This window comes from Leucobacter faecis (assembly GCF_054456695.2).
The window spans coordinates 340,887-367,482 of record NZ_JBTJER020000001.1 but is presented as its reverse complement, the minus strand read 5'-3'; the positions used below and the strand labels follow the sequence as shown (position 1 = coordinate 367,482).

Below are 26,596 nucleotides of genomic sequence, written 5' to 3'. Positions count from 1 at the left end.
GTTCAACTCTGTAGGATCATTGAGGGTGCGTATTCACGCGCGCGTAACGAGGAAAGGTTTGCCTTGGGTAACGAACTTCAGTGGGATGAGCTCGACAATAAAGCGGTAGACACCGCCCGCGTGTTGGCGGCCGACGCCGTCGAGAAGGTGGGTAATGGTCACCCCGGCACGGCGATCAGCCTGGCACCGGTGTCGTATCTCTTGCACCAGAAGGTCATGAACCATGACCCCGCCGACCACAAGTGGGCGGGGCGCGATCGTTTTATTCTGTCGATCGGCCACTCGTCACTCACACAGTACGTACAGCTGTACCTGGGCGGGTACGGTCTCGAGCTCGACGACATTAAGGCACTGCGCACATGGGGTTCGAAGACCCCCGGCCACCCCGAGTACGGTGACACCGACGGTGTCGAGATCACCACCGGCCCGCTCGGCCAGGGCCTCGCGTCGGCCGTCGGCTTTGCGTACGCGGCCCGCTACGAGCGTGGCCTGTTCGACCCCGAGGCCGCGCCCGGCACGAGCCCCTTCGACCACAACATCTACGTGATCGCGGGCGACGGTGACCTGCAGGAGGGCGTCACCAGCGAGGCTTCGTCGCTGGCGGGCCACCAAGAGCTCGGCAACCTGATCGCGATCTACGATTCGAACCAGATCTCGATCGAAGACGACACCGACATCTCGTTCTCTGAGGACGTGGCGAAGCGCTACGAGTCGTACGGCTGGCAGGTCATCGAGGTTGACTGGAAGAAGACCGGCGCCTACGTCGAAGACATCGTCGAGCTGAACGATGCGATCGAAGCGGCAAAGGCCGAGACCGGCAAGCCGAGCCTCATCATTCTCAAGACCATTATCGGCTGGCCTTCACCCGGCAAGCAGAACACGGGCGGCATTCACGGCTCGAAGCTGGGTGCTGACGAGCTCGCTGGCCTGAAGACCGCTCTGGGCTTTGATCCGGATCAGCATTTCGCCGTAGCGCCCGAGGTCATTGAGCACACTCGCCTCGCCGTGGCCCGCGGTGCCGAGCGCCGCGCCGCGTGGCAGGAGCGCTTCGATGCTTGGGCCGCCGCAAACCCCGAGCGCAAGGCACTGTTCGACCGACTCGAGGCGCAGGAGCTGCCCGAGGGGGCACTCGAGGCGCTGCCCGAGTTCGAGACCGGTTCGAGCATCGCGACGCGCGCCGCCAGCGGCAAGGTGCTCGCGGCCCTTGGCCCGATCATGCCCGAGCTGTGGGGCGGCTCTGCAGACCTCGCAGGCTCCAACAACACTACGATTCCCGGCGCCGCGTCGTTTGTGCCCGCGAACCACTCCACCTCGACCTGGACGGGTAACGAGTACGGGCGCGTGCTGCACTTCGGTATTCGCGAGCACGCCATGGCCGCGATTTTGAACGGCATTCAGCTGCACGGCAACACGCGCAGCTACGGCGGCACGTTCTTGCAGTTCGCCGACTACATGCGCCCCGCTGTGCGTCTCGCCGCCCTCATGAACGTGCCCAGCGTCTTCGTGTGGACCCACGACTCGATCGCGCTGGGCGAAGACGGTCCGACGCACCAGCCCGTGGAGCACATGGCCGCGCTGCGCGCTATTCCGAACCTCGCAATGGTGCGCCCCGCCGACGCCAACGAGACCGCGATCGCGTGGCACGAGGTGCTCAGCCGCCACGCGGGCCCCACCGGCCTCGCGCTGACGCGCCAGAACGTGCCCGTGTTTGAGGGCACCGCCACTGACGCGGTGCGCCGCGGTGCGTACGTGCTCGCAGACACCCCGACCGGGCAGCTTGACGTGATCATTATCGCGACGGGCTCCGAGGTGCAGTTGGCTGTCGAGGCGCGCGAGCGTCTCGCCGCTGAAGGCGTAGGCGCGCGCGTTGTGTCGGCGCCCTGCCTCGAGTGGTTTGCTGAGCAGACCGCTGAGTACCGCGCAGAGGTGCTCCCCGCTACCGTGAAGGCCCGCGTGAGCGTTGAAGCCGGCATTTCGCTGGGCTGGGAGCGCTACATTGGCGACGCCGGCCGCTCGGTCTCGATCGAAACGTTTGGCGCTTCAGCCGACTACGAGACCCTGTTTGAGAAGTTTGGCATCACCACCGACGCCGTGGTCGCCGCCGCACACGACAGCATCGCCCAGGTCTAATCCGGGCACCCGGTGTGGCACGGCCCTGCGCCGTGCCACACCCCCAAAGCCAACACCCCCTATCAAGAACGGAGACGCATTCTATGACGAATTTGCGTACCCAAGCGCTCAGCGATGCTGGCGTAAGCATTTGGCTCGACGATCTCTCGCGCGAGCGCCTCGAAACCGGCAGCCTCGTGAAGGCTGTTGAAGAGCTCAACGTGGTGGGCGTGACCACGAACCCCACCATTTTTCAGAAGGCCATTGGTGCGGGCATCGGTTACGGCCCGCGCATCGCCGAGTGCGCACGCCAGGGTCTTGACGTCGACGCCACCATCACCGAGCTCACGAGCGCCGATGTGGCCGATGCCTGCGACGTACTGCGCGGCGTATATGACGCCACCGCGGGCCGCGACGGCCGCGTCTCGATCGAGGTCGAGCCGAACCTTGCGCGAGACACCGCGGGCACCGCACAGCGTGCCAAGGAGCTGTGGGCGAAGGTTCAACGCCCCAATGCGATGATCAAGATTCCCGCCACGCGCGAGGGACTCGAGGCCATCACTGAGGCCACCGCGGCGGGCATCAGCGTGAACATCACACTGATTTTTAGCCTCGAGCGCTACCGCGAGGTCATCAACGCTTACCTCACGGGTCTCGAGCAGGCCCGTGCGGCAGGCCACGACCTGTCAACCATTCACTCGGTCGCTTCGTTCTTCGTATCGCGCGTCGACACCGAAGTTGATGCTCGCCTCGAGAAGATCGGCACGGCCGAGGCGCTCGCGCTCAAGGGCAAGGCAGGCCTCGCCAATGCCCGCCTCGCATACGAGGTCTACGAAGAGTCATTCGCGAGCGAGCGCGCGGTGCACCTTGTGTCGCTCGGCGCGAATAAGCAGCGCGCGCTGTGGGCTTCGACCGGCGTGAAGGACCCGGCGCTGCCCGACACGCTCTACGTGACCGGACTCGTCGCCCCGAACGTCGTCAACACGATGCCCGAGGCCACGCTCGAGGCCGTGGCAGATCACGGTGACTTCGCAGACGCCGCCACCGTTGTTACGAGCTCCTACGCCGAGTCGAACCAGGTGCTCAACGCACTCGACGGGCTGGGGATCGACTACGCCGAGGTGACAGAGCTGCTCGAGACCGAGGGACTGTCGAAGTTCGATGATTCGTGGGACGACCTCACCGCTACGGTTGAGGCGGCTCTGAAAGCGCAAAAGTGACCGCCCAGCCTCTCGCTGAGGTGCACGTGCGCATCGCCGATCACCTCGCCGCCGCACCCGTGTTTCGTGACGCCCTCGCCGCACTCGTGCGCGATCAGGTCGCGAGCCGCACGTTCGCGCTTGACGCGACGCTGTGGGGCGAGGCTGCACAGCCCGAAGCTCAGGTGAGGCTCGGGTGGACCAACGTTGACGCGGCGGCGGCCGAGCTGCTGCCGCGCATCGCGGCGCTGCGCGCCGAGTTCGCGGCCCAGGGCGTCGATCGCTTTGTGCTCTGCGGCATGGGCGGTTCGAGTCTCGGCCCGGCCGTGATCGCGCAGTGGGCCGGCGTCGAGCTCACGATGCTCGACTCGACCGACCCCGCCGCCGTGGCGCGTACGCTCGCGGGCGATCTCGCTCGCACGGCCGTCATCGTGAGCTCGAAGTCGGGCAGCACGATCGAGACACGCAGCCACCTCGACACCTTTGAGCAGGCGTTCGAAGCCGCGGGTATTGAGCCGGGTAGCCGTCTCGTGATTGTCACCGACCCGGGTTCTCCCTTCGAGGGCGAATCACGCGACGCGGGCCGCCACGTGTTTCTCGCCGACCCCAATGTGGGCGGGCGGTTCTCGGTGCTCACGGCGTTCGGGCTGGTGCCCGCGGGGCTCGCAGGCGCCGACGTCGCGGGCCTCGTACGCGAGGCCGATGCGGTACGCACACTACTCGGCAAGGACTCCCCCGCGAACCCCGCGCTGCAGCTCGCAGCCGCCATGTTCGCGGGTCTCCCCGCAAGGTTTGTGCTCGCCCTCGACGAGGCACCCTCGGCTCGCTGGGGCCTCGGCCGCTGGGCCGAGCAGCTCGTCGCCGAGTCGACGGGCAAAGAGGGCCTCGGGGTGCTGCCTATCGCGCTGCCCTCCGATGCGCCTGAGTTCGCGGCCGTACCGCCTTGCGTCGTCACCGCACGGGTCGCCGGCCCTGGCGCTGAGGCGGCAGAAGCTGCCGCGACGACAGAGACGGCAGAGGCCGGATCCGGAGCGCGAGACCTCACGGTCTCGGGCGCGCTCGGTGCGCAATTTCTTGCGTGGGAGCTCGCGACCGCGGCGCTCGGCCGGCTCATGGGCATCGACCCGTTCAACCAGCCCGACGTCGAATCGGCGAAGGTTGCGGCACGCGCCGCCCTCGCTGAGGCAGAGTCCGTCGCCGCTGATGACGCAAGTGCGGCCGCGGCCACGCGAATAACTGCGTCCAAGGGGAACACCACCGTGCTCGCGAAGCCCGCTGGCGCCACGGTAGAGACCGCTGCTGACATCGTGTGCACCCTGCGCGCGATGACTCCCGCAGGCGGCTACCTCGCGGTGCAGTGCTACGTTGACCCGCAGGGGGCGCTGCGCGCACCCCTCGAGCTGCTGCGCACGCGCCTCGCCACCGCCCTCGGGGTACCCGTGTCACTCGGCTACGGGCCCAGCTACCTGCACTCTGTCGGGCAGCTACACAAGGGCGGGCCGACGCTCGGCGCGTTTTGGCAGCTCACTGATCCGGGGTCTGAAGACCTTGCGATCGCGGGCGCCGAGAGCAGCTTTGGCACGCTGCTGAGCGCGCAGGCGCGCGGAGACCGCGGTGTGCTCATTGAGCGGGGCAGGCCCGTGCTCGCTCTAGCGCTCGCGCCGGGCGATGCGAGCGTGATCGAGCAGGTCATCGAGCTGCTCGCGTAGCGACCTCTCCTGGCACGCTGCCGCGCCTAGCATTCGGCCGCGTACAGCAAAGCGGGCGAGACCAAAAGGTCTCGCCCGCTTTGCTGTATCTAGCTCGGTCTATGCCTTGCTGCGTGCGGTGCCGCGACGTGCGCGCAGCTTCTCGAGGGCGGCGTCAAGCAGTTCGACGGCCTCCTCCTCGGTGCGGCGCTCCTTCACGTAGGCGAGGTGCGTCTTGTACGGCTCGTTCTTGAGCACCTGCGGCGGGTTCGCCTGGTCGCGGCCCGCGGGGAGGCCCGAGGCCGGGCAGTCGATCTGCTCGGGAATGTCTTCGGGCGAAACATCTGATGCGAAGTAACGCACCGTTTCGTTTCCGAGGGCATCCCAGTATGAAATTGCCGTGCGTTCTGCGCGTGCGCCGTGATCCATCTCCCCCATGGGGCCCGATCCGACACGTGCGCCGCGAATGGCGTTACTGCCTGCCACTAGAAACCTTTCTTTCGAGTACGAACGTGTGCCCGACGCCTCACAGGCGCCGGGCACACGTGTGATGAAGCTTTAGAGCGAGAACCGCTCGAGCAGCCCCAGGCCCACGATGGAGGCCACCCACACCACCGACACGATCACGGTGATGCGGTTCAGGTTGCGTTCGGCGACCCCTGATGAGCCGAGGCTCGAGGTCACACCGCCACCAAACATGTCAGACATGCCGCCACCCTTGCCCTTATGGAGCAGAATGAACAGCGTCAGCAGGAGGCTCGTCAGCACGAGGATGACGATCAGGGCGATCTTAAAAATGAGCACGCGAGTGACCTTTCACGGGTTGCGGGCGTGGAAAACCTACGCCCCAGTATAGTCGGGCTACCTAGGCGCCCGTGACGTGCTTGCGAAACTGCGCGATCCGCGAGAACTCATCGGCTTTGAGGCTTGCGCCACCGATGAGCGCGCCGTCAATGTTGGGCTGCGCCATGAAGCCCGCGATGTTCTCGCTCGAGACCGAACCTCCGTACAAAATGCGGGTCGCGTCTGCGCGCTCGTCGCCCACCACATCGCGCAGGGCTGCGCGCAGCGCCGCGATAACCTGTTCGGCTTGCTCGGCTGACGCCGCCTGGCCGCTGCCAATCGCCCAGACCGGTTCATACGCAATCACAAACTCGGCCCCCTCGGGGAGCTTCGCGACCGCAGCCGTCATCTGAGCGAGCGGGATCGCGGCCGGGCCGTGCTCTTCAAGGTCTGCCGCGGTTTCACCGACGCAGATCACGGGTACCATGCCAGCGTTGCTGGCCGCGCCGGCCTTTGCCCCGATCAGCTCGTCGGTTTCGCCGTGCCCGTTGCGACGTTCAGAGTGCCCCACCAGGGCGTACCGTACATCGAGCTTCGCGAGCATCGCCGCCGAAATGTCACCCGTGTATGCGCCCGCCGCCTCGGGCGAGAGGTCTTGCGCACCGAGCGCCATCGGCAGCTTGTCTGCGGTGAGCAGCGTCTGCACCGATCGCAGGTCGGTGAACGGAGGAAACACGGCGACTTCGACGTCACTGTAATCGTGCCGGGCGTCCTTCAGTGACCACGAGACCTTCTGCACAAGCGCAATGGCCTGCAGGTGGTCGAGGTTCATCTTCCAGTTGCCCGCAATGAGGGGTGTACGTTGTGCTTCGCTCACGCGAGCACCTCCAATCCTGGCAGCTGCTTACCCTCGAGAAATTCGAGGCTCGCACCGCCTCCGGTAGAAATGTGTCCAAAATCGGTGTCGGCAAAACCGAGGGCGCGCACGGCTGCAGCCGAGTCGCCACCACCCACGACGGTGAAGCCGTCGGTGTCTGCGAGCGCCTGCGCGACGGTGCGAGTGCCACCCGCGAATGCCGCCATCTCGAAGACGCCCATCGGGCCGTTCCAGAAGACGGTGGCAGACTGGCTGATCACCCGCGCGAACTCGGCGGCCGAGTCTGGGCCAATGTCAAGGCCGATGCCCGTTGCACCAAAGCTCGACTGACCGATCGCGTCTGCCGCCACGGTCTCGTGTGCGGCGTCTGCCGCGAAGGCCGCTGCCACGACCACATCGGTCGGCAGCACGATGCGTACGCCGCGGCGTTCGGCCTCGGCCAGGTAGCCGCGCACGGTGTCAAGCTGGTCTTCCTCGAGCAAGCTCGACGCAACGTCGTGCCCCTGAGCCGCGAGGAATGTGAAGAGCATGCCGCCGCCAATGAGCAGCGTGTCGACGCGTTCGAGCAGGTGGGAGATAACGCCCAGCTTGTCTGACACCTTCGAGCCGCCGAGCACGACGGTGTAGGGGCGCTCGGCGCGTGCGGTGAGGCGCTCAAGCACCTCAAGCTCTGCCGCGACGAGACGGCCCGCCGCGCTCGGGAGCACACCCGCGAGTTCGGTGACGCTCGCCTGGCGGCGGTGCACGACACCAAAGCCGTCAGACACAAACGCGTCTGCGTGCTCGGCCAGCTGCTTCGCGAACGCGAGACGCTCCTCCTCGTCTTTGCTTGTTTCGCCCGGGTTGAAACGCAGGTTTTCGAGCAGCACGACATCACCGTCAGCAAGCTCGGTGATCGCGGCACTTGCGTCTGCGCCTACGGTTTCACCGACAAAGCGCACGGGGGCTTCAAGCAGCTCGCCCATGCGCGTAGCGACGGGGCGCAGCGAGTAGCGCTCTTCTGGGGCACCCTTGGGGCGGCCCAGGTGGCTAATGAGTACCACGCGGGCGCCCGCATTGCGCAGCTCCCGAATCGTGGTGAGTGAGGCGCGAATGCGGCCATCGTCGGTGATGACGCCTTCAGAGAGCGGGACATTGAGGTCGCAGCGAACGATCACGGTCTGTGAACGCAGCGAACCCAGTGATTCAATAGTGCGCATGTGGTGCAGAAGTTCCTTCGGGTTGCATAACAGCGCCCCGGGGCCCGCGCGTGCGAGCCCCGGGGTACTTGAACGGGTTAGATCAGGCCCGGCGTCTGAGCGCGTGCAGCTTCGAAACGCTTCGCGACGTCCTGCCAGTTCGCGATGTTCCAGAACGCCTTGACGTAGTCAGCGCGCACGTTGAGGTAGTCCAGGTAGTACGCGTGCTCCCACACGTCGAGCATCAGCAGCGGCACGGTGCCAGCGGGGAGGTTGCCCTGCTGGTCGAACAGCTGCACAATGTTGGCGCGCTGTCCGAGCGCGTCCCATGCGAGCACTGACCAGCCCGAGCCCTGCACGCCCATGGCCGAGGCCGTGAAGTGCGCCTGGAACTTCTCGAACGAGCCGAAGAACTCGTCGATGGCTGCTGCGAGCTCGCCCTCGGGGCGGTCGCCACCCTCGGGCGACATGTTGTTCCAGAAGATCGTGTGGTTGACGTGACCGCCGACGTTGAACGCGAGGTCCTTCTCAAGCTTGTTCACGTTTGCGAGGTTGCCCGACTCGCGGGCTTCTTCGAGTGACACGAGCGCAGCGTTCGCGCCGGTGACGTACGCCTGGTGGTGCTTCGAGTGGTGCAGCTCCATGATCTTGCCGCTAATGTGCGGCTCGAGCGCCGAGTAATCGTAGGGAAGATCGGGAAGTGAGTAGGCAGCCATAGGGGCCCTCCAATCGCAGTGACGAACAGTTGTCACTGCCCAGTCTACGCCTCTCACGACGAAGACAGCCGGGGGCCCGCCGTCGATTTCTCGACGGGCGGACCCCCGGCTTCGATCAAGCGGCGCACACGCGCGCAGCCTGGCGAATCAACCTAGCGGTGTGACCGCTTAGTCGATCACCTCGGGAAGACTCGCCTCGGTGCCTGGGATCCCACGCGCCTCGGCCTCCTTGTCGGCCATCGCCAGCAGACGCCGGATCCGGCCCGCAATCGCGTCCTTCGTGAGCGCGGGCTCTGCGCGCGCCCCCAGATCGTCGAGGCTCGCCTCGCGATGCGTGAGGCGCAGCGTGCCGGCGTACTTCAGGTGCTCGGGCACCGCATCGCCCAGGATCTCGAGCGCGCGCTCGACACGCGCGCACGCCGCCACCGACGCCTGCGCGGAGCGGCGCAGATTCGCATCGTCAAAGTTCACGAGGCGGTTGGCGGTCGCGCGGGTCTCACGCGCGCGCTTGAGCTCTTCCCAGCGCGTGCGAGCCTCCTCGGCCCCCATCACACCGAGCATCTGCCCGATGGCGTCTGTGTCGCGCACGATGACGCGGTTTTGGCCGCGAATTTCACGGCTCTTCGCGTCAACACCGAGCCGGCCTGCGGCACCCACGAGCGCCATCGCCACCTCGCTCGTTGGGCATGCCAGCTCGAGGCTCGCTGAGCGACCGGGAGCGGTCAGGCTGCCGCGGGCGAGAAACGCGCCACGAAGAATCGCAGCGAGCTCGGGCTGAGCTCCCGTGGTAAGGCGGTTCGGCAAACCGCGAATCTGGCGCCGGCGCTGGTCGAGGAGGCCCAGTTGACGCGCGAGCGTCTCACCGTCAATGACGCGCACCAAGAACTGGGGTGCGCCCGGCCTGGTGGTCGACGGCGGCAGTTGCTTCGCATCAGAGCGCACACCATAAAGCTCGGCGAGGTCCTTGCGCACACGCTGCACGATCTGAGGCGTGTGCAGCTCAACTTCAAGGGCAATGCGACCCGAGATCGAGTGCAGGCCACCCGCAACCCGCAAAACGGTCGCGACCTCAGCCATGCGCTCGCTGGTGCGTTGCACCTGGACGCGAACGAGCTCGTTCTTAACCTCGGGGGTAGACAGCACGAATAGGGATCCTCTCAAACAGGAAGGCGAAAAAGAAACGGGGCGGGCGTGAACGCGAACGCGTCTTATTCGCGACCGAGGTCGCGGTGACGCAGACTCACGCTGACGCCCGGAAGCCCGGCGAGGCGATCCGCTAATTCACGGGCCGTCGCCACCGAACGGTGCTTACCGCCGGTACAGCCGACTGCGAGCGACGCATGCCTTTTGTTTTCGCGCTGGAATCCCGCGAGAACTGGCGTGAGCGCCGCGACGTAGTGGTCGAGGAACTCTGCCGCGCCATCGCGACTGAGTACATAGTCTTTCACCTCGGCATCAACGCCGGTTAGCGCCCGCAGGTCGGGCTCCCAGAAAGGATTGGGCAGAAAGCGCATGTCGGCCATCAGGTCGACGTCGGTGGGAGCACCATACTTGAAGCCGAAGCTCACGACCGACAGCTGCAGGCCCGGCGTATCTTCGTCTGAGAAGAGTTCGCGCGTGGCCGTCGACAGATCGTGCACGTTGTAACGTGACGTGTCGATCACAACATCACTCGACGCACGCAGCTCTTGCAGCCGCTCACGCTCGAGACGGATTCCCTCGAGCAGGCTGCCCGATTCACCCTGCAGCGGGTGGGGCCTGCGCACGGCCTCATAGCGGCGTACGAGTATCTCGTCTGTCGCGTCGAGAAACACGACGCGCACGGTGGCGGACTCACGCAGCTGCGTCACGGTCGCTTGAATATCTGCAAACAGGTCGCGGCCACGCACGTCAATGACCGCCACAATGCGCGGTAGCGCACCTCCTGAGCGGTCGGCCATGTCTGCGAGCGTCTTCAACATGGCCAGCGGGAGGTTGTCTACGACGTACCAGCCCAGGTCCTCAAGGGTGTTGGCGACGGTGCTGCGACCGGCACCAGACATGCCGGTGACGATAAGAATCTCCTGTTTTGAGACCGTCTCGTTCACTCAGCACCTCCCTCGTTCGTTTCTAATGCTTCGTCAATCTTAGCGTCAGCTGCGCCGTCGCGCGCGCCGGTTTCACTCAGGTGGCTAAGAACTGCATCTGCAAGCGCTTGTCCGAGGCCCGGCACGGAGCCCAGTTCTTCGCGTGAAGCGGCGCGCAGTCGGGCAACTGACCCAAAGTGTTTGAGCAGTGCTGCCACCCGTTTGGGCCCGAGCCCCGGCACCTCGGCGAGCTGACTGGTGATCGCGGTACTGCGGCGCTGCCGCTGGAAGGTGATGGCGAAGCGGTGCGCTTCGTCACGCACGCGCTGCACAAGAAACAGCGCCTCGCTCGTGCGCGGCAGGATCACGGGGAACGGATCGGCGGGCAACCACACCTCTTCGAGGCGCTTCGCGATACCGCACAGCGCAACATCATCGACGCCGGCTTCTGCGAGCGCGCGGGCGGCGGCTTTGACCTGCGGTTCGCCACCGTCGACGATGAGCAGCTGCGGCCTGTCACGATAGATTCCGGTGGGCGCTTCTCCCGCCTCACGAGCCTGGTTCAGCTGCGCGGCCCGGCGCGAGACCACCTGATAGATCGAGTCAGTGTCGTCGGTCGTTTCTTCGATGCGGTACTTGCGATAGGCGCCCTTTGCGGGCAGCCCGTCTTCAAACACCACGAGCGAAGCCACGACTCCCGTGCCCTGCAGGTGCGATACGTCGATGCACTCAATGCGCAGCGGCGGTTCGGTCATATCGAGTGCCTGCTGCAACTCTGCGAGCGCGTCGGTGCGGGCCGTAATATCGGCCGCACGCTTCAGCTTGTACCGAATGAGGTGCTCCCCCGCGTTGAGCACCGCGCGTTCGAGCAGCTGCGCTTTGTCACCGCGCTCGGGCACGTGCACGCTCACTCTGCCACCGCGAGGCCTGCGTGCGCTGAGCACCGCCTCGAGCTCGGGCTGGTTCGCGGGCCCTCGCGGCACGAGCACCTGCGCGGGCGGCACCCGGTCGCCGTCATAGGCCGACTGGATCACCTGTTCAAGCAGCGTCGCGGGCGAATCATCGAGCTCGACATCGACGATCCAGCTGCGTTCGCCCCGGATCCGGCCGCCGCGCACGATGAACTGGTGCGCGGCAGCCGCCAGTTCGTCTGAGCGCAGCCCAAACACGTCGACGTTCACGTCGTGCGCGAGCACGATCGCGTTCTTTTCGAGCACGTGCTCGACCGCGCTCGCCTGGTCGCGCAGGCGCGCCGCATCTTCGTAGCGCTGTTCGGCCGCAGCGTCGCGCATGCTGCGCTGCAGCACTCGCAGGTGGCTTTGGTCGCCGCCGTTCAAGAAGGCGACGAGTTCTTCGACCCGGGCACGGTGCTCTTCGATCGTGGTGAGCTGCGAGCAGGGGCCCGCGCAGCGGCCGATTTGCCCGGCGAGACAGGGTTTTCCTGAGCGCATGGCGCGCTTGTAGTCGGCGTCGTTGCAGGTACGAATGGGAAACGCCTGCTGCAACAGCGCCGTCGTCTCTTTGAGCGCCCACACCTTGGGGTACGGCCCGAAATAGCGCGCACCTCTGATTTTCTCGTTGCGGGTAATGATCAGCCGGGGGGCCTCCTCGCGCAGCGTCACCGCGAGGTAGGGGTACGTCTTATCGTCTTTAAACTGCACGTTGAACGGCGGCTTAAACTCGGTGATCCAGGTGTGCTCGAGCACGAGCGACTCGGTGTCGGTAGCGACGACTGTCCAGTCCACGCGCGCCGCGAGCGCCAACATGCGCTGGGTGCGCGGCTGCAGCGCATGCAGCGGCTGAAAGTAGTTCGACAGGCGCGCGCGCAGGTTCTTGGCCTTGCCGATATACAGCACACGACCGTGACGGTCACTGAACCGGTAGACCCCCGGGCTAACGGGAATCTCACCCTGGGCAGGGCGAAACTCGTGACGCCGGTCGATCTGCCCAAAAATACCGGTCGCGGGAGCGTCGCTCACGCCGACGCTTTCGCCCGCCCGTGCAGCACCTCTGCCAAGAACCTGCCGGTGTGGCTTTCGGGGTGCTTCGCGAGCTGCTCTGGTGTGCCCTCAGCGATGATCATGCCGCCGCCCGAGCCGCCCTCGGGGCCGAGGTCAATGACCCAGTCAGCGCTGCGGATCACGTCGAGGTTGTGCTCGATGGTGATGACCGTGTTGCCCTTGTCAACCAGACCATTGAGCACAAGCAGCAGCTTGCGTACGTCTTCGAAGTGCAGGCCCGTCGTGGGCTCGTCGAGCACATAGATGCTGCGACCGTTCGAGCGCTTCTGCAGCTCGGTGGCGAGCTTTACGCGCTGCGCTTCACCGCCCGAGAGCGTCGTCGCGCTCTGCCCAAGGCGCACATAACCGAGCCCCACGTCAACGAGCGTCTTCATGAAACGGTGAATCGATGAGATCGGCTCAAAGAACTTCTCGGCCTCCGCGATGGGCATGTCGAGCACTTCAGAGATGTTCTTACCCTTGTATCGCACCTGCAGGGTCTCGCGGTTATAGCGCTTGCCGCCGCACGACTCGCACGCCACATACACGTCGGGCAGAAAGTTCATCTCGATCTTGAGGGTGCCGTCGCCCGAGCATGCCTCGCACCGGCCGCCCTTCACGTTGAAGCTGAAGCGACCTGGCAGGTAGCCGCGGGTCTTCGCCTCGGGGGTCTCTGCAAAGAGGTTGCGGATCTTGTCAAATACGCCCGTGTAGGTCGCGGGGTTCGAGCGCGGGGTGCGCCCGATGGGAGCCTGGTCGACATGCACGACCTTGTCGAGGTGGTCGAGTCCGGTGACGCGCGTGTGTTTGCCAGGCACGAGCCGTGCACCGTTGAGCTGGTTGGCGAGCACGCGGTAGAGAATGTCGTTGACGAGCGTCGATTTGCCCGAGCCAGACACCCCCGTCACTGCCGTCATGATGCCCAGCGGAAACACGGCGTCGACGCTCTGCAGGTTGTTGGAGCGAGCACCCACAACTTTGAGTTCGCGCTGCTTGTCACGTTTACGTCGCTTCTTCGGCGTCTCGATCTCGCGCCTACCAGACAGGTAATCAGCGGTGATCGAGCGCGTGTTATCGAGCAGCTCGGCGTACTCCCCCGAGTGCACGACCGTGCCGCCCTCGACACCGGCCCCCGGCCCAATGTCGACGATCCAGTCGGCCGCCTCAATCGTTTCTTCATCATGCTCAACCACGATCAGGGTGTTGCCGAGGTCGCGCAGCTTAATGAGGGTTTCGATGAGGCGCCGATTGTCACGCTGGTGCAGGCCGATAGAGGGCTCGTCGAGCACGTAGAGCACGCCGGTGAGGCCCGATCCGATCTGGGTAGCCAGGCGAATACGCTGCGCTTCGCCGCCCGACAGCGTGCCCGCACCGCGGGCAAGGGTCAGGTAGCCGAGGCCCACCTCGATCAAGAAGTCAAAGCGAAGCCGGATCTCGCGCAGCACCTGTGCGGCGATCTTCGCTTCCCGCTCGGTGAGCGTGACCTCGTCAAAGAAGCGCTTCGCGTTTTCGAGGCTGAACTCGCCGACCTGCGCGATCGACTCGTCGTTGACGGTAACCGCAAGCACCTCGGGTTTGAGCCGCTGGCCGTGGCAGGCGTGGCACGGCACCTCGCGCAGAAACTCGCGCCATCTGTCACGCTTCGTGTCACTCTCGGCTTCGGCGTACTGCCGCTCAATGAACGGGATCACGCCCTCGAAGCCCGAGCTATACTTCACCTCGCGACCAAAGCGGTTCTTCCACCGCACGTTCACCTTGAAGTTGTTGCCGTAGAGCACGGCCTGCGTTACGTCTTCGGGCAGCTCGCTCCACGGCGTATCGAGCGAAAATTCTAGGTCGTTCGAGAGCCCCACGAGTAGCTTCTCGTAGTACTGGTACAGGCTCTTGCCCTGGCTCGTCCACGGCACGATCACGCCCTCGGTGATCGCGAGCTCGGGGTCCCCCAGCACCAGGTCTTCGTCCACTGACATGCTGGTGCCGAGGCCCGAGCAGGTGCCGCACGCGCCAAACGGAGCGTTGAACGAGAACGTGCGCGGCTCGATTTCGGTGAGCTGCACAGGGTGCTGGTTGGGGCACGACAGGTGCTCGGAGTACTGCTGCGTGCGATCCGGAGCCTTGGCATCGAGATCGACATAGTCGATCGTGACGATGCCGCCCGCCAGTTTCAGCGCGGTTTCGAGGGAGTCAGTGAGGCGGCCGAGCACGTCGGGGCCCGCGACGAGCCGGTCGATCACGACCGAGATCTCGTGCTTGACCTGCTTCTTGAGCTTGGGCGGGTCAGACAGCTGCACGAGCTCGCCGTCGACAATCGCGCGCGAGTAGCCGCTTGCAGCAAGCTCTTGGAAGAGCTCTACAAACTCGCCCTTTTTCTTCACCACGACGGGCGCGAGCACCTGGAACCTGGTGCGCTCGGGCAGTTCCATGAGCTGATCTGCGATCTGCTGCACGGTCTGCGACGCGATCTTCTCGCCACACTGGGCGCAGTGGGGCACGCCGATGCGCGCCCACAGCAGGCGCATATAGTCGTAGATCTCGGTGATCGTGCCGACCGTTGAGCGCGGGTTGCGGTTGGTCGATTTCTGATCGATCGAGACCGCGGGGCTTAAGCCCTCAATAAAGTCGACGTCTGGCCTGTCGACCTGGCCAAGAAACTGGCGCGCGTAGGCGCTGAGGGACTCGACGTAACGCCGCTGCCCCTCAGCAAAGATAGTGTCGAACGCGAGGCTCGACTTGCCGCTGCCCGAGAGCCCCGTAAACACAACCATCGAGTCGCGTGGAATCTTAAGGTCGACGTTTTGCAGGTTGTGCACCCGCGCTCCCTGCACGCTAATCTGCGCGTGCGCGGCAGAGGAACGAACGGGAGTGGGGCTGGCTTGAGTGCTTCGCGAGGTCACCGCTCTATCTTATGCCGCCGGGCCTGAATGGTCGAACATATTTCCTATTCGGTTGCGCACGGTCCCCAATCACGCCACTTCGACTCGTCCCGCCCTGCTGAGATCTTCTCGTAGCCTGCAAGCGCTCGGAAAGTCTGCGCGTATCAGAATCGACCGCATACCGCGCACTGGCGATGACGTGGTGACACATCCGCTTCAAGTCAGAACGCACTTCTAGCATGCGCAGTATCACCCAAAGAGCAAGCGTCATATCGTCCTCTGACACCTCATCGCCCGCTTGCGCTCGACCCTGGTCGTCAACATGAGCATCTTCTTCAAGCATCGGCACGCGCGGCAACAGTTCTACCTCGATCAGATTCACAATCGCGGGCTCCCATGCCGGATCAGAACGCAGTGATCCGTTCTCCTGCAAAATGTGAAAGCGGCACCAGTCGTCTGGCAGGTGCAGCCACATTTCGGAGCTAAAGAAAACTTCGATACTGCAGCCGACGCCCAAAGCCTGAAGTCAGGCACACGCAAACGCGCGTGCCGCATCCAGTCATACAGAATTTGAGGCGCACCGTCGTCGGAGCGTATATCGAGGTCGTCGCTGCGCCGGTCAAACCGGGTCGAAACGTAGGCGGTGGCCTCCCAAAACTCCTCGTCCGTGAGTGACGCCGCAGCAAGCAGCCGGTTTGCGCGTCCCCGTGAACAGGTTGATTCAGACATGCCCCGAGTGTGACTCACGCGACAGTCGCGCATAGGGGGGTTAGGCAATCTGTGGAGAACGGGTCGAATCTGCATCAAACCTGCGCCTGTGAGCGACTCGCTACGGTCATGCCAACAGCGCTCGCCCCGGGTGCCCTGCGGCGAGCGCTGTTGACTTTCCGCCTTACAGATGCCCCGCCGCGTCCATGCTGCGCAGCTCGCGCTTCAGTTCTGACACCTCGTCGCGTAGCCGCGCTGCGAGCTCGAACTTCAGCTCGTCGGCCGCGGCCAGCATCTGCTCGGTCAGCTCCGAGATGAGCGTCTCAAGCTTTTCGGCCCCTTCGCCCGCGATCGCCCCGGCGCGTGCCGCCGCCTTGCCCTTGGCGCGCTGCGGTGAACCACCCTTGCGCTGTGCGTGCGCGCCCGAGCGCGAGAGCACATCTTCGGTGTCGGCGGCCTCGCGCGCCAGCATCTCGGTAATGTCACCGATCTTCTTGCGCAGCGGCTGCGGGTCGATGCCGTGCTCGGTGTTGTACGCCACCTGAATCTCGCGGCGCCTCGTCGTCTCATCGATCGCCTCGCGCATCGAGCGTGTGATTTTGTCGGCGTACATGTGCACCTGGCCCGAGACGTTACGCGCGGCACGACCGATCGTTTGAATCAATGACGTCGACGAACGCAGGAAGCCTTCTTTGTCTGCGTCGAGGATCGCGACGAGCGACACCTCGGGCAGGTCGAGCCCCTCGCGCAGCAGGTTGATGCCGACGAGCACGTCGTAGACGCCGGCGCGCAGCTCGGTCAACAGTTCGACGCGGCGCAGCGTATCGACGTCGGAGTGCAGGTAGCGCACGCGCACGCCCGCCTCTTCCATAAACGTGGTGAGCTGCTCCGCCATTTTCTTGGTGAGCGTGGTCACGAGCACGCGCTCGTCACGCTCGGCGCGCGCCCGCACCTCCTCGAGCAGGTCATCAATCTGTCCCTCGGAGGGTTTCACAATGATCTCGGGGTCGACGAGCCCGGTCGGGCGAATGATCTGCTCGACGACGCCGTCTGCACGCTCCATCTCGTACTTGCCCGGGGTGGCCGACAGGTACACGACCTGGCCCACCCGGTTCTGAAACTCAGAGAATTTGAGGGGCCGGTTATCGAGTGCGCTGGGCAGCCGAAACCCGTGATCCACCAGCGTGCGTTTGCGCGACGAGTCGCCCTCGTACATGGCCCCGATCTGCGGCACCGTTACGTGTGACTCGTCGATCACGACCAAGAAGTCGTCTGGGAAGTAGTCGAGCAGGCAGTGCGGCGCATCCCCTTGTTTGCGGCCGTCGATGTGACGCGAGTAGTTCTCGATGCCAGAGCAGAACCCAATCTGCTCCATCATTTCGAGGTCAAAGGTGGTGCGCATGCGTAACCGCTGCTCTTCCACGAGCTTATTTTGCTGCTTCAGCTCGCGCGTGCGCTCATCGAGCTCGGCAGAAATGGTGCCCATCGCCCGGTTCATCACCTCGCGGCTCGCGACATAGTGCGAGCCGGGAAACACCGACACCGTCTCAACCTGCTTCACGACGTTACCCGTCACCGGGTGCAGGTAGTACAGCGCCTCAATCTCATCGCCGAAAAACTCGATCCGGATCGCGAGCTCCTCATACATGGGGATGATCTCGACCGTGTCGCCTCGCACGCGGAAGTTGCCGCGCACGAACTCAATGTCGTTGCGCTGGTACTGCATGTCGACGAAGCGGCGCAGCAGCACATCGCGGTCGAGGCGGTCGCCGACGACGAGCGGCACCATCGCCTCGTAGTATTCCTCGGGCTTGCCGAGGCCATAAATGCACGAGACGGTCGACACGACGACGGTGTCGCGACGACTCAGCAACGCGTTGGTGGTCGAGTGCCGCAGCCGCTCGACTTCGGCGTTCACCGACGAGTCCTTCTCAATGAAGGTGTCGGTCTGCGGCACGTACGCCTCGGGCTGGTAGTAGTCGTAATAGCTGACGAAGTACTCGACCGAGTTGTTGGGCATCAGCTCACGAAACTCGTTCGCGAGCTGCGCCGCGAGCGTCTTGTTGTGCGCGAGAATCAGCGTGGGCCGCTGCACCTGCTCGATCAACCACGCCGTCGTCGCAGACTTACCCGTTCCGGTCGCTCCCAACAGCACCACGTCGGTCTCGCCGGCATTAATGCGCTGCGCGAGCTCTGCGATCGCTTTGGGCTGGTCGCCACTGGGTTCGTACTCAGAGATAACCTCGAACGGCCGTACGCTGCGTGTGGGCTCCATGCTTTTGAGCTTACTCTGCCCATGCTGGCAGGGGCTACATCGTTGAATTGATGCGGTTCTTGCTCATATCGTTGCGGCGTGGGCGCAGAAGCGCCGGCAACGCTCCGTAACCAATGCCCGCCATCGTATATAACGCCCCGACCCCCATGGGTAACCCCAACGCATCCGGCTGGTCAAGGGCGCTCTGTGCTGCACTAATCCACGTGGCAGACGAGGTGGCCACCATCGACCCCCCGAGCGCGATCACCCACCGTGATGCCAGCACACCAGGGCCCGTCACAAAGTACCCGACAACCGCGATCAGCAGACCAACCAAAGCCACAACACCGCAGCTGACGAAAAGGCTCTCGCTCAAGACAGCCGAGTCCGAGAGGCCGCCCACGCCCCAGTGCGAAGGCAGCTCTAGCGGGAGCCGATTGCTCCACGTGAATCGGAGTATCAGCAGAACAAAGACGGGAGCGATCAGCGCCAAAACGCTCAGCAGCACTCGCGCCCAGTACTGGCCGCGGAGGTTGAGCGCGGTGCTCTGGTCGTGTGCGGGCCTGCGATCGTCGCGCTCTCTCCCAGTGACGACAGTTCTCATTTGCTAGGCGCCCTTCGCGGGGATGTCGCCCGTTTGCCGGTCTGCCGACTCGAGAATCTCGTCTAGCGCTCGCCGCGAGACGCGAGAGTGGCTCACCGCACCGACCGTGGTGTCGAGGTGCTCGCGCACACCGTCAGCGACCTCTTGCACAACAAGCCTGACCCTTTCTGGGTCAAGCCCCGCGTCGACAGCTGATTCGGTCCAATCATCGGGCGTGATGGTCAAGAAGTGGTCCATGTACCCGACCGGCATTGCGAGTGACTGGCCGTATTCAGGGAACATGCCGATCGGTATGGCGTCGTACAGGGGTGACAGGGTGATGCTTCCTTCTTGGTGCAGCAGCGAGTAGTTCTTGCCGTGCGCGTCGGCGTTACCGATGATCGCGTTAAACGCGTACTGCCGATAGAACTCATACCCCAGCTCGTCGTCACCGGTCTCGCGCCGCAACATCGCGGTGATTTCGTCAGGCCCGACCAGGTACTTCTGATCCGGCGAGACCCCGAGTGCTTGGGTCATGTCTTCGGCGTGGATCCGACGACCTAACTCCTCTGACTCAGCGAAGCGGTCAAAGCGTGTGATCTGAAAGGTCGTCTCACCCGCAAACTCCACCTGCGCCGACCTCGGGGCAGCCACACCAGACAGATTAGCTAGACGCAATGTGGCGGACTCGATCTGTTCAAGCCCGCTGTGTTCACGCGACTCCGGCTTGAGTATGTGCGTTGAGGGCGTCCAAGCGTCCGACCAAAAGTCCCCGAAAGAAGTACGAGTGAGCGCGAACTTGGATTGCGCACCCGCGAGAGAAAACCTCGGCGGCACACCTGAACGAGCGAAACCCGTGCCGCCCCGGCGGATCTGAGCAATGCGATCCGCTATCTCATCTTCAGTAGCCGCGTACAAGAATGGCTGCCCCTGCACCGGGCCCACCAAGTCAGAGTGCAGCACGATACCACCGGGCAGGTCCCCTCCGATCGCCGTGAGGAGATCCCAGGACGACGTACTTCGCGCGCCGGTCGACGCTTGAATTGCATCGCGAGCAGCTCCACTTTCAGGCAACAGTGCCTCTAAGAAATTGTCTGCCGCCTCGGGCGAGACCGCTTCGCCATACGGGAGTGAGATAGACAGTCGAGCGTCAGACCCAGAGCTGTAAACAAACCTCGATCGCTGAAACGCACCTGATGCACGTTCAAATCGACCTATCAGTTCCCCACAAACCCAAGCATGCAAAACTTCTGACATCAGAGCCCCCGAGATACGTTCATTTTTGTTACGGGAATGTCGAGAGCGCGCGCGATTCTCCACGCGATAGGTGGGCTCATAGCCTCATAGGTTCCCCGCTCGATTTGTCGCACCTCGTATGCAGAGAGCCCCATGCGCACAGCAAGCTCCTCGGACGAGACACCTCGCAGAATCCTAAAGTCCACGATGCGCTGCCCAAAGTCTCGAGCCGAGCGAATATGGATCACCGGCCGTCTACTGATCGTCAGCCTCACTTCTTCGTCCAGGTGCATACGAGCCGCGAGCACAACTGCCGCCCCAGCAGGAGCCGTGGGTAATGCTTGCCCATCGAAGTAATCACGAATCAAAGCCGCAGGGTTGCTTGACTGATGCAGTTGACGCACAACACTCGCTAACCGCTGCTTGCGCATCCCTGTCGCGTGACTCAAACTTCGGGTAAGGAAGAACTGCGCCAGGTCGGCTTGAGTGTTCGCACCGAGCGGGCGACGGGTCTTCTTAGGCGCAGAAGCCGACTCAACAACCCAGGCTCCCCCTACTCCCTTGTGGGCAGGCACTTTGCCGGTACGCGCTAGCCTGCGAGCGTGCTGAACCGTTACGCCCCGACCCCGCGCGAAGTCAGCAATGGTTGTAGACATAACACTTATCGTTCCACGCAATATTGAGAACGTCAAGTGTGACCCCTGCGCCCACAGGACACTCGCGGCGTGTTCGAATAGGAGTTCGACACACCTTGCCGCCACACTGAACTCATCATGATGGGTTACAACCACGCACTCTCGGGAGCGGCCGCCTGGGTCGCTATCGCTGCCAGCACCCCCGCCCTCCCCACTCTCGGCCTCGTCGAAATGTCGCCGTGGCAGTTGGCGGCGGGTGCAGTCGTGTGTGCGGGTGCCGCCCTGCTGCCCGACACCGACCACCACAGCGCCACCATCGCCCACTCCGTCCCCATTGCGGGGCGGGCCGCGACAACCCTCGTGGGCTCAGTCACTGGCGGGCACCGCAAGGGCATGCACTCGCTTCTTGCCGTGATCGGCTGCTGGTACCTAAGCGGCTGGATCGGAACCCATGCCGTCGCGGGGTCGATTGCAATCGCCGCACTTCTCGCGTTCGCAATCAAAACCATTGGAATCGTCAAGAAGTGGTGGCACGCGTGGGCGCTCGGCGTGCTCGCCGCAACCGCCTTTGCAGTCTTACTGCCGCAGCATGCCGACTGGTTTCAACCCGGCTGGTTTCAACTCTGCGTCACCGTCGGGTTCGCCGCCCACATCGTCGGCGACTTTCTCACCACCGAGGGCGTGAACTGGACCTGGCCTCTGACGTTCAAGGCACCCCGCGCCATCAGCCGCACCCCGGGCCTGGGTCTCATCTGGAAGCGCAACGGCTACCTTGCGCTGCCCATTCTCGGCAAAACCGGATCACGGCGCGAAAAGATCCTCGGCTCCTTACTCGGCCTCTATGCAGTCTGGGGCATCACCGAGAGCGTGATCGTGAGCGCCAGCTCCGCGATCGGCGCCCACTAGCAACTACCTAGAATTCTTGCCAGGCCTCAGCCTGGGCGAGCTGCGCCTTCCGTGCCGTCTGATTGAGCCCTGCGCACCACGCTGGGTATACGCGAAAACCTCGCTTGCCCGGTCTGCCCGGTGCGCTCGTAACGCCGAGCCGCGCCAGGTGCTCGGCCGTGAATCGAAACCGGCCACGTCTGCCCCCCCTCTGCCAAAAACACGAGCAACCCGGCCCCCGGCTCCGCCGCCGGGAACGGTTCGGTTTCGCCTCGCTCGCCGCGCCGCCATAGGGCAACAAACCCGCCCGGCTTCACCGGCGTGACCCTCGCTGTGCGCACTCGCCACTGCTCGGGGCCGATGTGCGCGAGCCCAGCTTCATAATCACTTCCTTGCTCCTCGGGGGTGACGTGAATGTCTACCGCCGAAAGCTCGAAGCCAGAAGACACGAAAGCTGCAAACGCGGGGTATGAAGTGAGTGACACCACACGAATCTAGCACCGCCCGAACACCCCGCCGTTTAGATCCACACTGTAACTAAGTGCTACTGTCACAGTCATGGAGCCCACTATTCTTGACCGTATTTTGGCGGTTGAGGCAATGTTTGAACGCGAAACCCAGCTGGTGTTTGCCGACACAGGCCTCACTGAAACCCGCGTGCACGCGCTTCGCGTACTGCACCACGGCGGAGCTTCAACCCAGCAGCAGCTTGCCAAGGTTCTGGGCACCACTCCGCGCAGTGTCTCAGCTCTCGTCGACGGGCTCGAGGCGGCCGGATTCGCCCGCCGCAACCCGCACCCGACCGACCGGCGGGCCGTACTTGTAACGCTCACCGAACAAGCCGAGCGCGCCATGCTGCAGGTCCAGGCCAGCCGCGAGTGGCTCGCCCGTGAGCTGCTCGGCGCCGTCGCGCCGGAAGACCGTGACGCGTTCGAGCGTGGACTCAACGCCGTGTTCTGGCACATGAACGGTCGCGCGCAGCAACTCCACGACGAGCCAGACTCGCAGTCGTAACACGCTAGCGGCGCGGCGCGCGAGCTGCTTATATATGCGTATGAGACGGTTCGTGCTGGCCGCGGGTCTCACCGCGGCCCTCTTCACCCTGGCTGGCTGCGCGGGCGGCTCTTCTGAGACACCAACGCCCTCCGCTCAGCACACCTCGCCCGAGAACAGCCAGGAGGCGCCCAAAACCGCCGACGCTACGCTCAGCGCGGCGTTTGAAGAAGGACTCGTAACCGCCGGAATCCCTGGCGGCACGCTCTACGTCACCACACCCTCCGGCGACATAACTGATTCCTGGGGTACCGCCGGTGTCAGCCCCGATGCGCGTGTGACAGCCGGCACCGTCTTCGCCTACCGCAGCATCACTAAGTCGTTCATCGGCACCGTCATTTTGCAGCTCCAAGACGAGGGTGCGCTTTCACTCAGCGACCCCATCGCAAAGTACGTCCCCGGTGTGCCCGGCGGCGATGAGATTACCCTCGATGATCTCGGTCGCATGCGATCGGGGCTCGCCAACTACACCACACTGCCCGCGCTCCAAGAAGCGCTCGCGACGCGGGCTGCCGATCCAGTCCCCACCGACACCCTGCTCGAGTGGGCCTACGCGGCGTCACCAGATTTCGCGCCCGGTGCGCGCTACGAGTATTCAAACACCAACACGCTACTGCTCGGCCAGGTGATCGAGGCCGTCACCGGTGGCTCCTGGTTTGACGCGGTGAACACGCGCATTCTCGATCCGCTCAAGCTATCGAGCGTCGCCGACGGGTTCTTAACGAGCGCTCACGATGCCACGGGTTTCAATGTGACGGCCGATGCTGATCCGGAGCCGCTGCCCACGGTAGCGCCCGAGTGGTTTGGGGCAGCGGGTGCGCTCACGGGCACCGCACAGGATCTTGCCGCGTGGGGCGCCGCGCTCGGTGACGACGAGCTGGTGAGCGAAGCGAGCGGGCGCGCCCGCGTCGAGTCGCTCGCCCCGACAGGCGAAGACAGTGCGAGCCCAGCGTACGACCGCTACGGGTTCGCGCTCGGCGAGATCAGCGGCTGGCTGGGCCACACGGGAACGGGCCTCGGGTTTCAGTCGCTCGTGATGCATGACGCCGCTACCGACCGCACCGTCGCGATCTTGGTGAACGGCACCGGTGACGACCCCGACGCCCCCGCGCATATTTTTAAGGGCCTACTCCCCCTGCTCGACGAGCAGAAGTAGCAGGCCCAGCTGCTCAGCTACTGCGGCGCAGTGACCGCGGTCAGCTACCGCGGTTCAGCTACCGCGCGTCGTTCCACGACCAGATGTCGTCACCGCGCAGTGTCGCGTCGGTGCCGCCATCGCAGTAGATCGTCTGGCCCGCACAGTGCGAGTTCTCGACGCTCGTGAGCCAGATCAGCAGGTCGGCGATCGTCTGAGCCGGCTGGTGGTAGTTCAGCGGCATCGGCGTGGTCGCATCAACCATCGCTGCGCCCTCGGGTGTCGACAGCATCTCCTTCGTCATGGGCGTGATGACGACGCCGGGCGCGACGGCGTTGAGGGGAATTCCGCTCCCCGCCCAGGCCTCGCTGATCGACTCGCGTCGGATCCAGCGCGAAACGCCGCGCTTTGAAGTCGAGTACATCTGGTAGCCGATGCGCGGGCCCTGAGCTTCAAGGCCGGCCGCAATCTCGAGCGCCCGCTCCTCGTCGCCCGAAAGCTGCGCCTCGAGCAGCTCCTCTGACACGGGCTGCATGGTCGCGATCGATGAGACCACCGCGGCGCGAGGTGCCTTCGACGCACGCAGCGCCGGCAGCATCGCCGTAAGGAACTCGGTCACTCCGAAGTAGTTGATCGCGCACGTCTTGGCGATCGGGGCTGAAATGCCGGCGCACGCGATCACGCCGTCCACGACGCCGCCCGCAAGCTCGGTCGCCTGCGCTGCCGCAGCGAGGCGGCCCGCGGGGGTCGAGAGGTCACCCGTCACCTCGACGTCTTTCAGGTCGACCCCGATCACACGGTGACCGCGCTCACGCAGCGTTTCGGCTGTCGTGGCGCCGATTCCTGAGGCTGCTCCGGTGACTACATAGGTACGCGACATGGTGTGGCTCCGTTTCTACACATGACTGGGCGCAAGCTCCGCCCACGCATGCGACTGTACGCCCCCGCCATCTGAGCGCATCTCACCCCGTTCTCAGTCAGATGCTTTACACCTGCAGCGAGAGGTTGCCCACCCCCGAAGTTCGCACATCGGTGAGCCCTTGCCACCGGGCGGCCTGGGTGAGCAGCTGGTTCGCCACCTCGGGCGTGTGCGCGGGCGCCCCTGGTTCTTGCCAGGCGGCCTGCACGAGCAGGGCTCGCTTAGCCCGATCTGCTTTCAGGTCGATGCGGCCGACCAGGCGGCCGCCCACCATCAACGGTAAGCAGTAGTAGCCGTACTTGCGTTTGGCCGCGGGGGTGTAGATTTCGATGCGGTAATGAAACCCAAACAGCCGCTCGGTGCGAGGGCGAAACCACACGAGCGGATCAAACGGGGTGAGCAGCGCATGCGGGGCAAGCCGCGCTGGTACCCGGGCCTCAGCGTGCATCCACGCTTTCTCGGGCGCGCCGCGCCCCGTCACCCAGCCCGCCACCTGCACCGGCACGAGCACCCCCGCTTCTTGCAGGTCGCGCACGGCACCTCGCGCATCGCTCAGGCGGATCCGGTGGTAATCGGCCAGGTCAGCGAGCGTCGCGACTCCTAGCGACCTGGCAGCGCGCTCGATGAGCACGCGCTGAGCGTCAGCGCGCGGCACGTCGGCCAGAGCGGCCCCCGGCAGCACGTCTTCTGCGAGCGCGTAGCGGCGCTGAAAACCGTAACGCCCGGCCGACGCCACTTCGCCGCGCGCAAAGAGCAGTTCGACGGCGCGCTTCGTGTCGCTCCAGTCCCACCACGGGCCGCGCGCGCTACGAGGCCCCTCTTCAAGCTCGCGCACGAACTGCGGGCCGGCGTCACGCAGCTGCGCGCGCACCCGCTCAATTTCGGGCGCGAGCGCCTCGGCCCGGTCTGCGTGGCGCACACGAAACTCGCTCATGCGCCACTGAAACAGCGGCCTGTCATTCACCGGCACAAACGCTGCTTCGTGCGCCCAGTATTCGGTGTACTCGCCGCTTTCCCACAGGTGCGCATCGAGCGCATCGGTCGGGTATTCACCATGCCGTGAAAAGACCGGCAGGTAGTGGCTGCGCGCAAACACGTTGACCGAGTCGATCTGCAGTACGTGCAACCGGTCAAGTGCTTGGTCGAAGGGCCGCCGGGTACGCAAACGGGGCGCAGCGGCGGTAAACCCCTGCGCCCCGAGAGCGATACGGCGTGCTTCAGCGGGGCTCAGTGAAAGCGTGCCCCGGGCGGTCACGAGCTTAGGCGAACCACAGCCCGAGCTCACGCTCGGCCGACAGCGTTGAGTCAGAACCGTGCACAAGGTTCTGCTGCACGGCAAGGCCCCAGTCGCGGCCCAGGTCGCCGCGGATCGTGCCGGGTGCGGCAGTCGTCGGATCGGTCGTGCCGGCGAGCGCGCGGAACCCCTCGATGACGCGGTTGCCCGTCGCCCGCACCGCCACAACCGGACCCGATGACATGAACTCGATGAGCGGTTCGAAGAACGGCTTGCCCTCGTGCTCGGCGTAGTGCTCGGCCAGCAGCTCGCGGCTGGGCGTCACCATGCGCAGGTCGGCGATCTCGTAGCCCTTCGCCTCGATGCGGCGCAGGATCTCGCCGGTCAGGCCCCGGGCGACGCCGTCGGGCTTCACCAGGATCAGGGTTTCTTCTGCAGACATGCATACTCCTTTTTCAATACAAG

Annotated in this window: 23 protein-coding genes and 1 pseudogene; 6 read left to right on the top strand and 18 right to left on the bottom strand. The window is 64.7% G+C overall.

What is annotated here, in order from left to right; translation table 11 throughout:
* Window positions 1-63 precede the first annotated feature (63 nt).
* The 3 genes from tkt (at window position 64) to ACXR2W_RS01675 (ending at window position 5,017) form a co-directional block, all read left to right on the top strand.
* Window positions 64-2,130: a transketolase gene (tkt, locus tag ACXR2W_RS01685; RefSeq protein WP_458812641.1), complete on the top strand. Its 2,067-nt coding sequence runs from the start codon at window positions 64-66 to the stop codon at window positions 2,128-2,130.
* Between the two features lie 83 nt (window positions 2,131-2,213).
* On the top strand, window positions 2,214-3,329 hold the full coding sequence (gene tal / locus ACXR2W_RS01680) for a transaldolase (RefSeq protein WP_458812613.1): 1,116 nt from the start codon (window positions 2,214-2,216) through the stop codon (window positions 3,327-3,329).
* Entirely contained in the window at window positions 3,326-5,017 is a 1,692-nt protein-coding gene (locus ACXR2W_RS01675) for a phosphoglucose isomerase-related protein (protein ID WP_458812610.1), read from the top strand. The genes tal and ACXR2W_RS01675 overlap by 4 nt, the downstream gene beginning before the upstream one ends.
* Before the next feature lie 99 nt (window positions 5,018-5,116).
* Here ACXR2W_RS01675 and ACXR2W_RS01670 read toward each other — a convergent pair whose 3' ends face one another.
* The 13 genes from ACXR2W_RS01670 to ACXR2W_RS01610 form a co-directional block, all read right to left on the bottom strand.
* A complete protein-coding gene (locus ACXR2W_RS01670; RefSeq protein WP_458812607.1) occupies window positions 5,117-5,482 on the bottom strand; it encodes an RNA polymerase-binding protein RbpA in 366 nt (121 codons plus the stop codon).
* A 72-nt stretch (window positions 5,483-5,554) separates the two neighbouring features.
* Complete coding sequence (gene secG / locus ACXR2W_RS01665; protein ID WP_458812604.1) at window positions 5,555-5,800, bottom strand: preprotein translocase subunit SecG; 246 nt, start codon at window positions 5,798-5,800, stop codon at window positions 5,555-5,557.
* A gap of 61 nt (window positions 5,801-5,861) precedes the next feature.
* Window positions 5,862-6,656 (bottom strand): triose-phosphate isomerase, encoded by a 795-nt coding sequence (gene tpiA, locus ACXR2W_RS01660; RefSeq protein ID WP_458812601.1) that lies wholly within the window; start codon window positions 6,654-6,656, stop codon window positions 5,862-5,864.
* Window positions 6,653-7,855, bottom strand: coding sequence for a phosphoglycerate kinase (locus ACXR2W_RS01655; RefSeq protein WP_458812598.1), 1,203 nt, complete (start codon window positions 7,853-7,855; stop codon window positions 6,653-6,655). Before ACXR2W_RS01655 ends, tpiA begins: the two co-directional genes overlap by 4 nt.
* 77 nt (window positions 7,856-7,932) lie before the next feature.
* Window positions 7,933-8,550, bottom strand: coding sequence for a superoxide dismutase (locus ACXR2W_RS01650; protein ID WP_458812595.1), 618 nt, complete (start codon window positions 8,548-8,550; stop codon window positions 7,933-7,935).
* 168 nt (window positions 8,551-8,718) lie between these two features.
* Complete coding sequence (whiA, locus tag ACXR2W_RS01645; RefSeq protein WP_458812592.1) at window positions 8,719-9,693, bottom strand: DNA-binding protein WhiA; 975 nt, start codon at window positions 9,691-9,693, stop codon at window positions 8,719-8,721.
* A 65-nt stretch (window positions 9,694-9,758) separates the two neighbouring features.
* Window positions 9,759-10,637 (bottom strand): RNase adapter RapZ, encoded by an 879-nt coding sequence (rapZ, locus tag ACXR2W_RS01640; RefSeq protein ID WP_458812590.1) that lies wholly within the window; start codon window positions 10,635-10,637, stop codon window positions 9,759-9,761.
* Entirely contained in the window at window positions 10,634-12,595 is a 1,962-nt protein-coding gene (gene uvrC / locus ACXR2W_RS01635; RefSeq protein WP_458812587.1) for an excinuclease ABC subunit UvrC, read from the bottom strand. Before uvrC ends, rapZ begins: the two co-directional genes overlap by 4 nt.
* On the bottom strand, window positions 12,592-15,441 hold the full coding sequence (gene uvrA, locus ACXR2W_RS01630; RefSeq protein ID WP_458812638.1) for an excinuclease ABC subunit UvrA: 2,850 nt from the start codon (window positions 15,439-15,441) through the stop codon (window positions 12,592-12,594). Before uvrA ends, uvrC begins: the two co-directional genes overlap by 4 nt.
* A 940-nt stretch (window positions 15,442-16,381) precedes the next feature.
* The gene (uvrB, locus tag ACXR2W_RS01625) at window positions 16,382-18,472 is read right to left on the bottom strand and encodes an excinuclease ABC subunit UvrB (protein ID WP_458812584.1); all 2,091 of its coding nucleotides are present in this window, start codon (window positions 18,470-18,472) and stop codon (window positions 16,382-16,384) included.
* Window positions 18,473-18,506: 34 nt separating this feature from the next.
* On the bottom strand, window positions 18,507-18,827 hold the full coding sequence (locus tag ACXR2W_RS01620; RefSeq protein ID WP_458812581.1) for a hypothetical protein: 321 nt from the start codon (window positions 18,825-18,827) through the stop codon (window positions 18,507-18,509).
* 231 nt (window positions 18,828-19,058) lie between these two features.
* A complete protein-coding gene (locus ACXR2W_RS01615) occupies window positions 19,059-20,291 on the bottom strand; it encodes a HipA domain-containing protein (protein WP_458812578.1) in 1,233 nt (410 codons plus the stop codon).
* Complete coding sequence (locus ACXR2W_RS01610; protein WP_458812575.1) at window positions 20,291-20,926, bottom strand: helix-turn-helix domain-containing protein; 636 nt, start codon at window positions 20,924-20,926, stop codon at window positions 20,291-20,293. Before ACXR2W_RS01610 ends, ACXR2W_RS01615 begins: the two co-directional genes overlap by 1 nt.
* Window positions 20,927-21,043: 117 nt before the next feature.
* Between ACXR2W_RS01610 and ACXR2W_RS01605 the strand changes: the two genes are divergently transcribed.
* Window positions 21,044-21,811: a metal-dependent hydrolase gene (locus ACXR2W_RS01605; protein ID WP_458812572.1), complete on the top strand. Its 768-nt coding sequence runs from the start codon at window positions 21,044-21,046 to the stop codon at window positions 21,809-21,811.
* A 7-nt stretch (window positions 21,812-21,818) separates the two neighbouring features.
* On the opposite strand, the gene ACXR2W_RS01600 is transcribed toward ACXR2W_RS01605, so the two are convergent.
* Together ACXR2W_RS01600 and ACXR2W_RS01595 are read right to left on the bottom strand one after the other, a co-directional pair.
* Complete coding sequence (locus ACXR2W_RS01600) at window positions 21,819-22,088, bottom strand: MepB family protein (RefSeq protein WP_458812636.1); 270 nt, start codon at window positions 22,086-22,088, stop codon at window positions 21,819-21,821.
* Window positions 22,066-22,131 (bottom strand): annotated as a pseudogene (locus ACXR2W_RS01595) (MepB family protein); the annotation flags it as partial. The gene ACXR2W_RS01600 and the pseudogene ACXR2W_RS01595, both read right to left, overlap by 23 nt.
* Window positions 22,132-22,348: 217 nt before the next feature.
* Here ACXR2W_RS01595 and ACXR2W_RS01590 point away from each other — a divergent pair.
* Window positions 22,349-22,804: a MarR family winged helix-turn-helix transcriptional regulator gene (locus ACXR2W_RS01590; RefSeq protein WP_458812569.1), complete on the top strand. Its 456-nt coding sequence runs from the start codon at window positions 22,349-22,351 to the stop codon at window positions 22,802-22,804.
* Window positions 22,805-22,844: 40 nt separating this feature from the next.
* Window positions 22,845-23,999, top strand: a complete 1,155-nt coding sequence (locus ACXR2W_RS01585; protein WP_458812566.1) for a serine hydrolase domain-containing protein — start codon at window positions 22,845-22,847, stop codon at window positions 23,997-23,999.
* A 58-nt stretch (window positions 24,000-24,057) separates the two neighbouring features.
* Here ACXR2W_RS01585 and ACXR2W_RS01580 read toward each other — a convergent pair whose 3' ends face one another.
* The 3 genes from ACXR2W_RS01580 to ndk all read right to left on the bottom strand — a co-directional run bounded on the left by ACXR2W_RS01580 (window position 24,058) and on the right by ndk (window position 26,573).
* Window positions 24,058-24,858 carry an SDR family oxidoreductase gene (locus ACXR2W_RS01580; RefSeq protein ID WP_458812563.1) on the bottom strand — a complete coding sequence of 267 codons (801 nt, stop codon included), beginning with the start codon at window positions 24,856-24,858 and terminating at the stop codon, window positions 24,058-24,060.
* 106 nt (window positions 24,859-24,964) lie between these two features.
* Complete coding sequence (locus ACXR2W_RS01575) at window positions 24,965-26,152, bottom strand: winged helix-turn-helix domain-containing protein (RefSeq protein WP_458812560.1); 1,188 nt, start codon at window positions 26,150-26,152, stop codon at window positions 24,965-24,967.
* A 4-nt stretch (window positions 26,153-26,156) separates the two neighbouring features.
* Entirely contained in the window at window positions 26,157-26,573 is a 417-nt protein-coding gene (gene ndk / locus ACXR2W_RS01570) for a nucleoside-diphosphate kinase (RefSeq protein ID WP_458812557.1), read from the bottom strand.
* Window positions 26,574-26,596 lie beyond the last annotated feature (23 nt).

Coding starts and splice junctions, on each gene's coding strand:
- tal (WP_458812613.1), top strand. CDS start 2,214: ATGACGAATTTGCGTACCCAAGCGCTCAGCGATGCTGGCGTAAGCATT.
- ACXR2W_RS01655 (WP_458812598.1), bottom strand. CDS start 7,855: ATGCGCACTATTGAATCACTGGGTTCGCTGCGTTCACAGACCGTGATC.
- ACXR2W_RS01650 (WP_458812595.1), bottom strand. CDS start 8,550: ATGGCTGCCTACTCACTTCCCGATCTTCCCTACGATTACTCGGCGCTC.
- uvrB (WP_458812584.1), bottom strand. CDS start 18,472: ATGGAGCCCACACGCAGCGTACGGCCGTTCGAGGTTATCTCTGAGTAC.
- ACXR2W_RS01615 (WP_458812578.1), bottom strand. CDS start 20,291: ATGTCAGAAGTTTTGCATGCTTGGGTTTGTGGGGAACTGATAGGTCGA.
- ACXR2W_RS01610 (WP_458812575.1), bottom strand. CDS start 20,926: ATGTCTACAACCATTGCTGACTTCGCGCGGGGTCGGGGCGTAACGGTT.
- ACXR2W_RS01605 (WP_458812572.1), top strand. CDS start 21,044: ATGATGGGTTACAACCACGCACTCTCGGGAGCGGCCGCCTGGGTCGCT.
- ACXR2W_RS01590 (WP_458812569.1), top strand. CDS start 22,349: ATGGAGCCCACTATTCTTGACCGTATTTTGGCGGTTGAGGCAATGTTT.
- ACXR2W_RS01585 (WP_458812566.1), top strand. CDS start 22,845: ATGAGACGGTTCGTGCTGGCCGCGGGTCTCACCGCGGCCCTCTTCACC.
- ACXR2W_RS01580 (WP_458812563.1), bottom strand. CDS start 24,858: ATGTCGCGTACCTATGTAGTCACCGGAGCAGCCTCAGGAATCGGCGCC.
- ndk (WP_458812557.1), bottom strand. CDS start 26,573: ATGTCTGCAGAAGAAACCCTGATCCTGGTGAAGCCCGACGGCGTCGCC.